This is a genomic window from Paenibacillus woosongensis (assembly GCF_030122845.1).
In the GTDB taxonomy this organism is placed as follows: Bacteria; Bacillota; Bacilli; order Paenibacillales; family Paenibacillaceae; genus Fontibacillus; species Fontibacillus woosongensis_A.
Window position 1 is genome coordinate 999,983 of the sequence record NZ_CP126084.1, and the last position, 14,941, is coordinate 1,014,923.

9 protein-coding genes and 1 pseudogene are annotated in these 14,941 nt (G+C 52.7%); 7 read left to right on the forward strand and 3 right to left on the reverse strand.

What is annotated here, in order from left to right; all coding sequences use genetic code 11:
* Positions 1–89: 89 nt before the first annotated feature.
* Complete coding sequence (locus QNH46_RS04385; protein ID WP_213594108.1) at positions 90–827, reverse strand: LuxR C-terminal-related transcriptional regulator; 738 nt, start codon at positions 825–827, stop codon at positions 90–92.
* A 174-nt stretch (positions 828–1,001) separates the two neighbouring features.
* Between QNH46_RS04385 and QNH46_RS04390 the strand changes: the two genes are divergently transcribed.
* On the forward strand, positions 1,002–1,760 hold the full coding sequence (locus QNH46_RS04390; protein WP_283927084.1) for an exodeoxyribonuclease III: 759 nt from the start codon (positions 1,002–1,004) through the stop codon (positions 1,758–1,760).
* 22 nt (positions 1,761–1,782) lie between these two features.
* On the opposite strand, the gene QNH46_RS04395 is transcribed toward QNH46_RS04390, so the two are convergent.
* On the reverse strand, positions 1,783–2,193 hold the full coding sequence (locus QNH46_RS04395) for a hypothetical protein (RefSeq protein ID WP_283927085.1): 411 nt from the start codon (positions 2,191–2,193) through the stop codon (positions 1,783–1,785).
* 344 nt (positions 2,194–2,537) lie between these two features.
* Positions 2,538–3,116: a DoxX family membrane protein gene (locus QNH46_RS04400; protein ID WP_283927086.1), complete on the reverse strand. Its 579-nt coding sequence runs from the start codon at positions 3,114–3,116 to the stop codon at positions 2,538–2,540.
* 275 nt (positions 3,117–3,391) lie between these two features.
* On the opposite strand from QNH46_RS04400, the pseudogene QNH46_RS04405 reads away from it, so the two are divergent.
* The 6 genes and pseudogenes from QNH46_RS04405 to QNH46_RS04430 all read left to right on the forward strand — a co-directional run.
* Positions 3,392–4,609 (forward strand): annotated as a pseudogene (locus tag QNH46_RS04405) (family 8 glycosyl hydrolase); the annotation flags it as partial.
* 24 nt (positions 4,610–4,633) lie between these two features.
* Complete coding sequence (locus QNH46_RS04410; protein ID WP_283928349.1) at positions 4,634–5,485, forward strand: carbohydrate binding domain-containing protein; 852 nt, start codon at positions 4,634–4,636, stop codon at positions 5,483–5,485.
* A gap of 244 nt (positions 5,486–5,729) precedes the next feature.
* A complete protein-coding gene (locus tag QNH46_RS04415) occupies positions 5,730–7,448 on the forward strand; it encodes an extracellular catalytic domain type 1 short-chain-length polyhydroxyalkanoate depolymerase (protein ID WP_283927087.1) in 1,719 nt (572 codons plus the stop codon).
* 48 nt (positions 7,449–7,496) lie between these two features.
* On the forward strand, positions 7,497–10,067 hold the full coding sequence (locus QNH46_RS04420; protein ID WP_283927088.1) for an endo-1,4-beta-xylanase: 2,571 nt from the start codon (positions 7,497–7,499) through the stop codon (positions 10,065–10,067).
* A 93-nt stretch (positions 10,068–10,160) separates the two neighbouring features.
* Positions 10,161–12,263 carry a glycoside hydrolase family 44 protein gene (locus QNH46_RS04425; RefSeq protein WP_430691879.1) on the forward strand — a complete coding sequence of 701 codons (2,103 nt, stop codon included), beginning with the start codon at positions 10,161–10,163 and terminating at the stop codon, positions 12,261–12,263.
* Positions 12,264–12,361: 98 nt separating this feature from the next.
* Entirely contained in the window at positions 12,362–14,788 is a 2,427-nt protein-coding gene (locus QNH46_RS04430; RefSeq protein ID WP_430691880.1) for a glycoside hydrolase family 6 protein, read from the forward strand.
* The last annotated feature ends 153 nt before the right edge of the window (positions 14,789–14,941 follow it).

Genomic DNA, 14,941 nt, shown 5'->3' on the forward strand with positions numbered 1-14,941 from the left:
TTGTTCAGGTATCTGTTAAAAACTTTAACATAGTCTAAGACATAGTTCACCTATAAGAAAGTATAGGCCCAAAGAATTGTAAAAATTGTCTATAAATAGGACATTCGACTGGCGATCGAAACGGCTTCCGTACTGGATTGAACACCAAGCTTCTCGAAGATGATTTTTTTATGATGATTCACAGTACATTCTTTGATGTTCAACTTGATGGCAATCGATTTTACCGTCTGTCCCTGGGAGATGAGTCTAAGCACATGAAGCTGGCGCTCGGTAAGCTGTACCGGGCGTTCTTCCACGGGCGGAGGCTCGGGCAGGCTCTGCATCCTGCTCAGCATGTTGCCAGGGATCAGCTTGGCGATGGCGATCAGCTCGCTTTTCATATTCGCGTTAATGGTCGAGACGTCTAGGTAGCCTATCGTTTTCGATCCAAGGGTCAACGGTGTTGAGAAACAGTGCCAGGTCTTGAAAAAAGGACTTTCATGCTCTTCAGGTGGCAAATAGATCGGTCCTTGCTTGGCCATAGCTTCCGAAATAGCGTTAACCCCGCAACTCTCCTCCGTAAAATACATGCCTACCCGGATTTCGGATTGGCGAACGACCTCCTCCAGCGTCTTGCAATAGTCCATGGCGATCAGCACACCTTCTGCGTCGGTTAATAAAAACAGATAGGTCCCTGATATATGCTCTTTGATGTGGGCGATGCAATCCTGAAATATAGATATGAGTGGTTTGTTGCTCTGCAGAATTTGTTCAAAATGCGATTTCGATGTAAAGACGGCGGCTGATTTTGAGGACGGCTGCTGAGATGCAACTTTTTTTTCGGACATGATGTGTGACCCCCTTTACTGCCTATCATGCAAAAAAAATATAGTTCTCTACCTAATTTATCGGGTAAACACGCGCAAAATTTGAATAATCATTGTAAATTTTGAGGGAAAGCTTCAAAATAAAAGAGATAATGTAGATATTTCAATGAATTGGGGCAAAGGGAGACGGAAGAAATGAAGCTGGTGTCATGGAATGTCAATGGACTAAGAGCATGCGTCAATAAAGGGTTTTATGATTATTTCCGGGCAGCGGATGCCGATATATTTTGCGTGCAGGAAACGAAGCTCCAGGCAGGGCAAATTAATCTCGAATTGGGCGAGGAGTATGAGCAGTATTGGAACTACGCGGAGAAGAAGGGTTATTCAGGTACGGCCGTATTTACTAGAATAAAGCCGTTGTCCGTGCGATACGGAATCGAGGAGGATTCAGAGCCGGAAGGGCGGATCATTACGCTGGAGTTCGAATCCTTCTATTTAGTGAATGTATACACACCGAATGCGAAGCGGGACTTATCCAGGCTGCCCTACAGGCTGGAGTGGGAGGAGCGGTTCCGACACTATTTGGTGGAGCTGGATCGCCATAAACCGGTTATTGCCACAGGAGATATGAACGTGGCGCACCGCGAGATTGATATCAAGAACGCCAAGTCAAATGTCGGCAATTCCGGCTTCACGCTGGAGGAGCGGGAGAAAATGACGCAGCTGCTGGAGGCTGGGTTTATCGATACGTTCCGCTATTTTTATCCGGACCGGACGGATGTCTACAGCTGGTGGTCTTACATGCCGAAGGTCCGGGAGCGCAACATTGGCTGGAGAATCGATTATTTCCTGGCATCGGCCAAGCTCGGCGAAAGCCTGGTGGGTGCGCAGATCGATTGCCATGTGATGGGGAGCGATCATTGCCCTGTGGTGCTGGAGCTGGCGGATATTTAGAGTTATTTATTTGAATATTCACCTATGACAAGGGGCTAAAATGATCTTCTCTGGATGTCGATGGTGTGGAGGGCTGTACGGCGGCGGATGACCCGTCCGAACCGAGGGCACTGTCACTCGATTGCTCATACTGCTCCCTGGCTGCTTGGGAGATCGCGACCGTATCTCCATGTTCATTCGTCGTTTCTTCTTCATTCACCGGCTCTTCCTTCTGCTCAGACTTCTCAAGCTTCTCAGTTGCTTTCACTTCAGGAAGATGGGTCATGAGTTTCTCCATATTTTCGCCTTCTATTTGTAACTCCATATTTTTGACCATTTTTCTTTTTTCTGCATCTGATGCGCCACTTTGGGCTATCATCATGATCTGTTCCAATCTGGATGGTGTTTTCTGCTGCATCGTATTTGCCGAGGATGACAAGGACTGGAAGTTCATTGGTTGCTTCCTTCTTTCTTCTATGTTTTGAGTCGTTTATGTTTTATATCGGATAGGCATTGCGATTAGTTAATATCTGGAAGTTGTTTCTGCGTAGCCCAAGAATCATTCGAATATTCATATTCCAACCATTCCATCAACTAGGCAAGCGTTGTTGTGCGGGGGCGGGAATCTTGGTGATAAGGGCCGGTTCAAGTTTTTCGAGGTCGGGAGTGATGTGCATCTATATGACCTCAGATATCGATGGTAAAGAATTTTTTACGGTAAAATGCTAGGCAAAAAGAGGCTCCTGATCATTAGGAGCCTCTTCGCGTTGTAATCATAAGCGGACAGTGCCTTAAAATTTATGTTGCATCAGCTTGATCGCCCTTATTGCGTCTGCTCCATGGCGTACCTAGAAGCGGCAGTGCCCAGCGGTCCAGCCCATACCATCCCGCAACCTTCCAGGCCAGCACAATCCACGTAGCGAGTATGAACAATAGCGGATTCGTACTCAAGGTGCCTGCAAACAGGAAGCTGGCATTCATGAAGGCGCCGAAGAAGGCGGCGATCCCCGTCAATAAACCGAGAATGAGGCCAAGCCCCACTAGCAGCTCGCCGAAGGCAACGAGGTAAGAGAACAGCGTGGCGTTCGGCAGTACCATGTTTTCCAGAAATGACGCATACCATCCGGTTACGTCTTTTCCTTCTGCGGATTTGCCGACCGCTCCTTTAACAAATCCCGTCAGTCCTGCGCCGGCATTGCTCCCAACCCATTGATCGCTCGTTACCTTATGCCAACCCGCGCTTAACCAGGCATAGCCTAAGTACAAGCGAATGATTAGCCAGATGGACGCAGACCGGGTGCTGCTAAACAGGAATTTGGATACCGGATTTTCAGGAACAATGATGTTTTTACCTTTGAAATCTTCTTTGATCGCCATTTCATCATCTCCTCATTATTTCACTTTTTAACTATTCAAATTTTATCGTACCCCATTTACAGCAAACAGAAAAGGAGAATGATGGATATTTTGGTTCGCCATAGGAGCAATCTTGACGTATTTTTTTTCCTGCTCTACGATGTAGGAAATATATGGAAGGGGGCGAGGACCCGTATTTATTATTTACGACAAGGGAGGAGTCATTTATTATGAAATTCGTTGGGTCAAGAAATACTCAACCTAGTTTACGTTTTACTTTAATCGTTTTCCTGTGCATGTCGGTACTGGCCGCTCCGATAAGCTTCCTGGTTTCAGGCATGCATACTGCTCATGCAGCAGGAGAGATGAAACCGTTTCCGCAAGAGGTCAATTATCCCGGTATCATTAAGCCGAACCATGTTAGCCAAGCGTCCATGAACTCTTCTGTAACGGCCTACTATGATTATTGGAAAGCCAAATATTTAAAAAACAATCTGGCCTCCCTGCCTGGCGGTTACTATGTCAAAGGAGAAATTACAGGAAGCCCGGATGGATTTATTCCGCTGGGTTCTTCCGAAGGACAGGGATTCGGCATGGTCATCACAGTTTTAATGGCTGGGTACGATCCGAATGCACAAACAATTTATGATGGCCTGTTCAAAACGGCTAGAGCTTACCGCAGCTCATCGAATCCGAATCTGATGGGCTGGGTCGTGGCTGATAACGTTAGGGCGCAAGGGCATTTCGGGTCCGCTACAGACGGTGACCTGGACATCGCCTACTCCCTTCTGTTGGCCGATCGGCAGTGGGGATCAAACGGTGCCGTCAATTACCTGGCGGAAGCCAAAAAAATGATTACAGACGGCATCAAAGCCAGCTATGTCACATCGAACAACCGGTTGAATCTGGGGGATTGGGACTCCAAATCCGCGCTGAACACGCGGCCCTCCGACTGGATGCTTAGCCACTTGAGAGCCTTTTATGATTTCACGGGCGACCAGACATGGCTGAATGTGATCAATAACTTGTACAATGTGTATTTCCAGGTGAGCGACACTTATTCTCCGACTGCGGGATTAATTTCTGATTTCGTCGTTGGCAATCCGGCAGTCCCGGCCCCCGAATGGTATCTTAACGAATTCAAGGAGACGGACGAGTATTATTGGAACGCTGCCCGGGTGCCGCTGCGGATCGTTATGGACTATGCCCTGTATGGTGAAGCAAGAAGTAAAACGATTTCCGATAAAATCGCAGGATGGATCAAAGGCAAAACCGGCGGTAACCCTGCGAACGTAAGGGACGGCTATCAACTGAACGGAAACGCGATCGGCAGCTATGCCACCGCTGTATTCGTAGCGCCCTTCATTGCGGCAGGCACTTCGAACTCTGCCAATCAGGCTTGGGTGAATGCTGGCTGGGATTGGATGAAGAACGCCAAAGAGAGCTATTACAGTGATACGTATAATCTGCTGAACATGCTGTTCATCTCTGGCAACTGGTGGAAGCCCGTACCAGGGTTCGCAGCTGTAAACGGAAATCTGGCGGATAATCCCGGATTCGAGACGGGCGACACGACGGGATGGGCCTATTGGAGCAATAGCGGAACACCATTTCGGGTCGAATCCGTTGAGACCCGTTCTGGCAACTACAGATTGACCCACTACAGCAACAATGCCGCCTACCAAGTGGTAACGTCCCAGTTGAAGACCGTTCCGAACGGAAATTACACGTTATCGGTCTGGGTAAGATCGTCGGGCGGCCATAACGCGCTCCGCCTGTTCGCCAAAAATTACGGAAGCGCAGTGGAACTGCAGGCTAACGTAGGCTCGACAGCGCTAACTTCCTGGACGGAGTATGTTATTCCGAATATTCCGGTTACGAACGGCCAGATCGAAATCGGTGTATACTCGAACGCGAATGCGAACAACTGGGCGGCTTTCGATGATTTCTACCTCACCCGGAACTATGTCAACAACCCTGGTTTTGAAACGGAGGACACTTCGGGCTGGATGGAGTGGCATGACGCCGGGCTCGCACAAAGGGTAGAATACGGCGGACAATATACCGGCAGCTATAAACTGGTGCATCAACATTCGGCTGCCTATAAGCAGCTGACTTCGCAGATACAGACTGTACCTAACGGATCGTACAAGCTGTCGGCCTGGTTCCGTTCCAATGGGGGACAAAAGGAGCTTCGCTTGTTCGCTAAAAACTTCGGCGGTACAACCGAACTGCAGGCGAACTTGGGGGCAGCCTCGGTTACCTCCTGGACTCGCTATGACATTGACAACATTAACGTTACTAACGGGCAAATCGAATTTGGCGTATGGTCCGATGCCAATGCCAACAACTGGGCAGCTATTGACGACTTCATCTTGATCAAGAAATAAGGCTGACCCATATTCCGCCTGGCAATAACAGACAACGCGGCTCCTTTCAGGGGCTGCATTTTTTTTGTGGAAGTTTACGAGTCCCTCTTTTTCTCTTAAACTTATAAATTATCTAGTATACACAATTTTTGGTAAATGATATAATCGGATGTAGGCGCTTACAAAAATTGACAAAAGAAAGGGGGCGCGTTCCAAAGAAAACGGAGCAGTATCATCCATCCTAGATTTTAAGGAGGGTATTATGATGCTACTACAGTCAAGATTGTTAAGCTTATTCGGTGCGTTATTGCTGTTGGTTAGCAGTTTGCTGTGGCCCTCGGCAGCGCAGAAGGTCTATGCAGCTCCGGCGGGGGTAACGCCAGGGACGCTGTCGCAAGTCACGTCGTTCGGCAATAATCCGAGCGGCCTGAAAATGTACATCTACGTACCTCGCAACCTGGCCGCAAATCCCGCATTGCTGGTGGCTGTTCATTACTGCTCGGGCTCGGCCTCGGCATTCTACAACGGCTACGCACGTGACTACGTTACGGCCGCAGAGCAGTACGGCTACATCATCGTCTTTCCGGAGAGCACGCACAGCCAATACAGCAACTGCTTCGACGTTTGGAGTCCGCAGGCGCTTACCCGCGGCGGCGGCAGCGACCCGGTTGGCATCATGTCGATGGTGTCATGGACTGAGGCGAACTACAATATCGATTCAAGTCGAATCTACGTGATGGGCGCGTCTTCGGGCGCAATGATGACCAACGTCCTGCTTGCCGAGTACCCGGACGTCTTCGCTGCCGGGACTTCATTCATGGGCGTGCCGGCCACCTGCTTTGCCACCGGAAGTGCTACTAATTTCTGGAGCAGTCAGTGCGCGAACGGCCAGATTTCCAAAACCGCCCAACAGTGGGGCGATGCTGCCCGTGCGATGTACCCGGGCTACACTGGCAGCTATCCGCGCATCCAGCTCTGGCACGGAACTGCCGACAGTACGCTGAGCTACAATAACTTTGCGGAGGCTATCAAGCAGTGGACCAATCTGCACGGTATCTCCGCCACCCCGGTCTTCACGGACAGCCCGCAGGCGAGCTGGACCCGCACTCGCTATGGCGGCAGTTCTGCCCAACCAGCGCTTGAGGCGATCAGCGTGCAGGGCGCCGGACATACCATTCCCGCGGCCGGGATGGTCGCCTACTCCATCGCCTTCCTAGGCCTGAACAGCAGCGGTGGAGGCAGCCCGACGGTACCGCCAGCCCCAACAGGTCTGACAGCCACGGCAGGCAACGCCAGCGTGTCGTTAAGCTGGGCGGCTTCGCCGGGTGCTGCCAGCTATACGGTGAAACGGGCGACGATGAGCGGCGGTCCATACACGGACGTGGCGACTGGAATCACGGCGACGAGCTACACAAGCACCGGACTGACGAACGGTACGACATACTATTATGTCGTCAGCGCATCCAATAGCGCGGGGAACAGCTCGAACTCCGCACAAGCGAGCGCAACGCCGGCTAGCAGCGGCACGAATACCGGAAATCTTGTCGTTCAATACAAAGCCGGGGATACGAATGCCACCGATAACCAGAGCAGACCTCATTTTAATATCAAAAACAACGGTACGACCCCCGTTAACCTGAGCAGCCTCAAGCTCCGCTATTACTTCACGAAGGATGGTACCGCGGACATGAACGCTTGGATCGACTGGGCGCAAATTGGCGCAAGCCATATCCAGATCGCTTTCGGCAGCCATAACGGCACGAACTCGGATACGTACGTAGAATTGAGCTTCTCTTCTGGCGCAGGCTCGATTGCAGCGGGGGGCCAATCCGGCGAGATCCAGCTGAGAATGGCAAGGAGCGACTGGTCGAATCTGAATGAATCGAACGACTATTCTTACGATCCGACGAAAACGGCGTTCGCGGATTGGAATCGGGTTGTGCTGTATCAGAACGGAGTACCGGTATGGGGAGTTCAACCATAAGCAATATGCCGTGAATACGAATGTACGCAAGAGAGGAGATGAGCTTTTATGAAAATGTTATCGCTTAGGGCAATGACGTTGCTCCTTGTCCTTTGCCTTATCGCTCCCCTGTATGCCGCGGTTCCTGCAGCGGCCAATACCGTTCTTCTTCAGCACGGCTTTGAGGACGGGACAACACAGGGCTGGGCTCCGCGAGGAGAAGATGAAATGCTGTCATCCTCCACCGGAACGGCTGCGCGAACCGGGACCAGGGGGCTGCACGTCAGCGGCCGTACCGAATCGTGGAATGGAGCATCCCTGGATGTTACTTCCCAAATGCAGGTCGGACAAACGTATTTATTCACCGGCTGGATCAAGCTGGCGTCCGGTTCAGGCACGGTGTACATGTCGCTCGATACGACCAAAAACGGGACAAGATCATACAGCCAGCTTTACTCCGCAACGGCAACGTCCGGCGGCTGGGTAGAATTCAAGGCGGAATACAAATATCGGGAACCGCTGGAGAACGTGTCCGTTTATTTTGAAGTACCGAACAACCCGACCGTCGACTTTTATTTAGACGACTTCCGTATGGAGCAGCTCCCGGATCGTGGACCGATTACGATAGAGCCGGATATTCCATCCTTGAAGGACGTGTTCACGGGAGATTTCCTGTTCGGGGCAGCCTTTGAGAATTTCGAGTTAATCGAGGCGGCCGACCGTCAATTATTGACGAAACACTTCAACAGCTTGACGCCGGGCAATGTGCTGAAATGGGACAGCACCCAGCCTCAGGAGGGCGAGTTTAACTTTGACCCTTCCGATCAGGCCGTACAGTTTGCACTGGACAACGGTCAGCAGGTTCGCGGCCATACTCTGGTCTGGCACAATCAGACGCCTGATTGGGTATTCCGCGACAGCAACGGCAATCTGGCCAGCAAGCAGCTGCTGTATCAGCGTATGGAAGCTCACATTAATGAGGTAGTCGGGCGATACAAAGGCAAAATTTATGCTTGGGACGTGGTCAATGAGGTGATCGACGCTTCCCAGCCTGACGGTTTGCTCCGCAGCTTATGGTATCAGATCGCAGGCGAGGAATATATCGAGAAAGCGTTCGAATACGCCCACGCGGCTGATCCCGACGCCCTGCTGTTCATCAACGACTACAATACGCACGAATCAGCCAAAAGCCAGGCGCTCTACAACCTGATCAGCCGATTGAAAGCGAAGGGCATTCCTGTTCACGGCGTCGGACACCAGACCCATCTCAAGATCAATTATCCGACGATGAGTGAGATCGATTCCTCTATAGCCAAGTTTGCGGCACTGAACATCAAACAGGAAATAACTGAGCTGGATATCGATATTTACAGCGACGATTCCACGAAGTATGATACGCTGCCGGACAATCTGGCTCAGACGCAGGCGACCCGATACAAGCAATTGTTCGACGTCTTGCTCAAACACAAGGACAAGATCGACAACGTGACCGTTTGGGGCAAAGACGACGGAAACAGCTGGCTGCGGTCATTTCCGGTCAATCGCAACAACTGGCCGTTGCTGTTCGATGAACGTCTTCAGTCCAAACCGGCATATTGGGCTATTGTGAACGGCAAACCGACGCAGCAGCCTCCTGCCGCACCGATCGGCTTGATTGCCACAGCCGGCAACGCACAAGTATCCTTGGCCTGGAGCTCAGTCAGCGGCGCAACGAGCTATACGGTGAAGCGCGCGACGACGAGCGGCGGTCCGTACACGAACGTGGCGACCGGCCTGACGACGGCAAGCTACACGAACACCGGCCTGACGAACGGCACGACGTACTATTACGTTGTCAGCGCGTCGAACAGCATAGGTCAAGGCCCGGACTCCGCGCAGGTGAGCGCGACACCGGCGGCCGGCACGCAGGTTCCGTCGGCACCGACCGGGCTGGCCGCGACAGCGGGCAATGCACAGGTGTCCTTGACCTGGAACGCGGTGAGCGGCGCAACGAGCTATACGGTGAAGCGCGCGACGACGAGCGGCGGTCCGTACACGAACGTGGCGACCGGCCTGACGACGGCAAGCTACACGAACACCGGCCTGACGAATGGCACGACGTACTATTACGTTGTCAGCGCGTCGAACAGCATAGGTCAAGGCCCGAACTCCGCGCAGGTAAGCGCAACGCCGACCGGTGGTTCAACCGCCTCGAACCTCGTGCTGCAGTACAGAGCGGCCGATACAAATGCAGCCGACAACCAGATCAAGCCGTCCTTCAACATCAAAAACAACGGTACTTCGGCTGTTGATCTGAGCACGCTCAAAATCCGCTACTACTTCACCAAGGACGGTTCTGCGGCGGTAAACGGCTGGATCGACTGGGCGCAGCTCGGCGGCAGCAACATTCAGATCTCGTTCGGCAACCATACCGGCACGAATTCGGATACGTACGTGGAGCTGAGCTTCTCGTCCGGGGCAGGCTCGATTGCGGCGGGCGGCCAATCCGGTGAAATCCAGCTGCGCATGTCCAAGACGGACTGGTCGAACTTCAACGAGGCGAACGACTACTCGTTCGATGGGACGAAGACGGCCTTTGCTGACTGGGATCGGGTCGTATTGTACCAGAACGGCCAAATAGTGTGGGGAACTGCTCCATGAACCGGCACAGGGGAAAATTCCAGTCCCGCTCTCAATGCAGGGCGTACCGGCGGCATCCCTTGTTGAAATGAATATTCCTGGGAGGGATCAATAATGAGGACAAGACAAAGAAAGCGGCTGTTCGTCAGTGCGGCGCTGGCAGTTTCCTTGACAATGACCGTACCGATGCCCGCTTCTGTAAATGCAGCTGCGAGCGACGTCACTTTCACGATTAATACCCAGTCGGAGCGAGCACCGATCAGCCCCAATATTTACGGAACCAATCAGGATCTGAGCGGGACGGAGAACTGGTCATCCCGCAGGCTCGGAGGCAACCGGCTGACGGGCTACAACTGGGAGAACAACGCATCCAGTGCCGGAAGGGACTGGCTTCATTACAGCGATGATTTTCTCTGCGGCAACGGTGGTGTTCCAGACACCGACTGCGACAAGCCGGGGGCGGTTGTTACCGCTTTTCACGATAAATCTTTGGATAATGGAGCTTACTCCATTGTAACGCTGCAAATGGCGGGTTATGTGTCCCGGGATAAGAACGGTCCAGTTGACGAGAGTGAGACGGCTCCGTCACCGCGCTGGGATAAGGTCGAGTTTGCCAAAAATGCGCCGTTCTCCCTTCAGCCGGATCTGAACGACGGACAAGTATATATGGATGAAGAAGTCAACTTCCTGGTCAACCGATATGGAAGCGCTTCAACATCAACGGGCATTAAAGCGTATTCGCTGGATAACGAGCCGGCGCTGTGGTCCGAGACGCATCCAAGGATTCATCCGGATCAGCTACAAGCATCGGAGCTCGTCGCCAAGAGCATCGACTTGTCAAAGGCGGTGAAGAACGTCGATCCGCATGCCGAAATATTCGGCCCTGCCCTTTACGGCTTCGGCGCATATTTATCTCTGCAGGACGCTCCGGATTGGCTGAGTCTGCAAGGCAACTACAGTTGGTTTATCGATTACTATCTGGATCAGATGAAGAATGCTCATACGCAGAACGGCACAAGATTGCTCGATGTGCTGGATGTCCACTGGTATCCGGAAGCGCAGGGCGGAGGCCAGCGAATCGTCTTTGGCGGGGCGGGCAATGTCGATACGCAGAAGGCTCGCGTACAAGCGCCAAGATCGCTATGGGATCCGGCTTACCAGGAAGACAGCTGGATCGGCACATGGTTTTCGAGTTACTTGCCCTTAATTCCGAAGCTGCAATCTTCGATTCAGACGTATTATCCGGGTACAAAGCTGGCGATCACAGAGTTCAGCTACGGCGGAGACAATCACATCTCGGGAGGCATTGCTACCGCGGACGCGCTCGGCATTTTTGGTAAATATGGCGTTTATGCCGCGAATTACTGGCAGACGGAGGACAATACCGATTATACCAGCGCTGCTTACAAGCTGTACCGCAACTACGACGGCAACAAATCGGGGTTCGGCTCGATCAAAGTGAACGCCGCTACATCCGATACGGAGAACAGCTCGGTATACGCTTCGGTTACTGACGAGGAGAATTCCGAACTCCACTTAATCGTGCTGAATAAAAATTTCGACGATCCGATCAACGCAACTTTCCAGCTGTCTGGTGACAAAACCTACACATCCGGGAGAGTATGGGGCTTCGATCAAACCGGATCCGACATTACGGAACAAGCAGCTGTAGCGAATATTAACAACAATCAATTCACGTATACGCTTCCTCCATTGTCGGCTTACCACATTGTTCTGAAAGCGGATAGCGCCGAACCGGTCAACTCCGATCTCGTCGTACAGTATAAGGACGGTGATCGCAACAATGCAACCGACAACCAGATCAAGCCGCATTTCAATATTCAAAATAAAGGGACCAGCCCAGTAGATCTGAGTTCCCTTACCATGCGCTACTATTTTACCAAAGACAGCTCTGCAGCGATGAACGGCTGGATCGATTGGGCGAAGCTCGGCGGCAGCAACATTCAGATTTCGTTCGGCAATCATAATGGCTCGGATTCGGATACGTACGTGGAGCTGGGCTTCTCGTCCGGCGCAGGCTCGATTGCGGCGGGCGGTCAATCCGGCGAAATCCAGCTGCGCATGTCCAAGGCGGACTGGTCGAACTTCAACGAGGCGAACGACTACTCGTTCGATGGGGCGAAGACGGTCTATATGGATTGGGATCGCGTGACACTATACCAAGACGGACAACTCGTATGGGGAATTGAGCCGTAGAAGATGACTAGACAAAACTGGTGATGGGACACGGACCGCCGTAACGGCTGTCTTGACTCTGATTCGATCAAAAAATCAAAGCAAAGGGGATGAAAGTAATGAATGTTGCGATTCAAAAGAGATTCGGATTGCTATTGATGATCACCGCACTAATTATTAGCTTGTTGCCGTTAGGGAGCAGCAGAACGTATGCTGCAGAGCCTCATGTAAACAACCCGTTCGTCGGGGCGACACAATATGTAAATCCGGACTACGCGGCCTTGATCGATACGTCGATTGCCCGCGTCAGTGACAGCACGCTGAAAGCGAAGATGCAAACCGTAAAAAGCTATCCTACCGCTGTATGGCTGGACCGCATTGCGGCGATACATGGCGGAGAGGCAAACGGCGGAAGAAAAAGCCTAGAGGAGACAATGGACAACGTGCTTGCCCAGAAACAAGGCAACACGCCAATCGTGGTTACGCTTGTTATTTATAACTTGCCGGGCCGCGACTGTCACGCCCTGGCTTCGAACGGCGAATTGCCGCTGACGGCGGCAGGGCTGCAGCGCTACAAGACGGAATACATCGATGTCATTGCTGGAATTCTCTCCAAACCCAAATACCAGGATATTCGGATTGTGACGGTCATTGAACCGGACTCGCTGCCGAATCTGGTAACGAACCTTAGCGATCAAAGATGCGCGCAAGCCAATTCGACGAACATCTACCGCGATGCGACCCGCTATGCGTTGGACAAACTGCATGCAATCTCTAACGTGTACACCTATATGGATATCGGCCATTCCGGCTGGCTCGGCTGGGATACAAACCGCCAGCCTACAATTGATTTATTCACTTCCGTCGTTTCAGGCACGGCGGCCGGACTTGCGAGCGTAGACGGGTTTATCTCGAATACGGCCAACAATACGCCGCTCGAAGAACCAAACTTGCCGAATCCTGATTTGAATATCGGCGGTCAACCGATCAGGTCTTCCAAATACTATGAGTGGAACCCGTATTTCGATGAACTTGACTTTACCGCTGCCTTGTATGCCGGATTCGTGGCCAAAGGCTGGTCGCCGAACATTGGTTTCCTGATCGATACTTCGCGTAACGGCTGGGGAGGTCCTAACCGGCCGACCGGCGCAACCGGATCCAATGTTAACGATTACGTGAATTCGGGAAGAATCGACAAGCGTTTGCATCGCGGTAACTGGTGCAATCAGTCGGGCGCCGGCATGGGTGTGCCTCCCACAGTAGCGCCAGCGGGTTATTCTCATATCGATGCTTATGTTTGGGTGAAACCGCCGGGCGAGTCGGATGGATCAAGCTCCGCCATCCCGAACGATGAAGGCAAAGGCTTCGACAGAATGTGTGATCCGACTTATACGACGCCAGACGGCACTCTGTCAGGGGCGCTGGCCAATGCGCCGGTATCCGGTCACTGGTTCCATGAGCAGTTCGTGCAACTGGTTGAAAATGCATATCCCGCCGTACCGACCAGCGGTAGCGGCGATCCGACTATTCCGGCAGCACCTGCCGGGCTGACGGCGACAGCGGGCAACGCGCAGGTGTCCTTGACCTGGAACGCGGTGAGCGGCGCAACGAGCTATACAGTGAAGCGTGCGACGACAAGCGGCGGTCCGTACACGAACGTGGCAACCGGCTTGACGACGCCGAGCTACACGAACACCGGCCTGACGAACGGCACGACGTACTATTACGTCGTCAGTGCGTCGAACAGTGCGGGTCAAAGCCCGAACTCTGCCCAGGTGAGTGCGACGCCGACCAGCGGTGGAGGCAATCCGACCGTTCCGGCAGCACCTGCCGGGCTGACGGCGACAGCGGGCAACGCGCAGGTGTCCTTGACCTGGAACGCGGTGAGCGGCGCAACGAGCTATACGGTGAAGCGCGCGACGACGAGCGGCGGTCCTTACACGGACGTGGCAGTCGGTCTGACGACGCCAAGCTACACGGACACCAGCCTGACGAACGGCACGACGTACTATTACGTCGTCACCGCTTCAAACAGTGCGGGCCAGAGCCCGAACTCTGCGCAGGTGAGCGCGACGCCGACAGGTGGTCCAACCGCCTCGAACCTCGTACTGCAGTATAAAGCAGCTGATACGAATGCAACGGACAACCAGATCAAGCCTCACTTCAACATCAAAAATAACGGTACTTCGGCTGTCGATCTGAGCACGCTCAAAATCCGCTACTTCTTCACCAAAGACGGTTCTGCGGCGGTGAACGGGTGGATCGACTGGGCACAGCTCGGCGCCAGCAACATTCAGATTTCGTTCGGCAACCATAGCGGTACGAATTCGGATACGTACGTGGAACTGAGCTTCTCGTCCGGCGCAGGCTCGATCGCGGCAGGTGGCCAATCCGGCGACATCCAGTTGCGGATGTCTAAGGCGGACTGGTCTAACTTCAACGAGGCGGACGACTACTCGTTTGATCCGACTAGGACAGCTTTCGCCGACTCGAGCCGAGTCGTGCTGTATCAGAATGGCACGGTTGTATGGGGGAACGAGCCTTAAGAGAAATCATGATGACCGGAGCGCTCAATAGCGCTCCGGAATATCATTCAGATTTACAAATGAATGGAGGTTATTTATATGGCAGATCAACTACTCATGCATCATAAACAGTCAAAATTCAGATTGCTGATTATGGCTGCAGGTGCAGCGCTA

Excerpts from the sequence above, each read along its gene's own strand:
- QNH46_RS04385 (WP_213594108.1), bottom strand. The coding sequence starts at position 827 with ATGTCCGAAAAAAAAGTTGCATCTCAGCAGCCGTCCTCAAAATCAGCC.
- QNH46_RS04390 (WP_283927084.1), top strand. The coding sequence starts at position 1,002 with ATGAAGCTGGTGTCATGGAATGTCAATGGACTAAGAGCATGCGTCAAT.
- QNH46_RS04395 (WP_283927085.1), bottom strand. The coding sequence starts at position 2,193 with ATGAACTTCCAGTCCTTGTCATCCTCGGCAAATACGATGCAGCAGAAA.
- QNH46_RS04400 (WP_283927086.1), bottom strand. The coding sequence starts at position 3,116 with ATGGCGATCAAAGAAGATTTCAAAGGTAAAAACATCATTGTTCCTGAA.
- QNH46_RS04415 (WP_283927087.1), top strand. The coding sequence starts at position 5,730 with ATGCTACTACAGTCAAGATTGTTAAGCTTATTCGGTGCGTTATTGCTG.
- QNH46_RS04420 (WP_283927088.1), top strand. The coding sequence starts at position 7,497 with ATGAAAATGTTATCGCTTAGGGCAATGACGTTGCTCCTTGTCCTTTGC.
- QNH46_RS04425 (WP_430691879.1), top strand. The coding sequence starts at position 10,161 with ATGAGGACAAGACAAAGAAAGCGGCTGTTCGTCAGTGCGGCGCTGGCA.
- QNH46_RS04430 (WP_430691880.1), top strand. The coding sequence starts at position 12,362 with ATGAATGTTGCGATTCAAAAGAGATTCGGATTGCTATTGATGATCACC.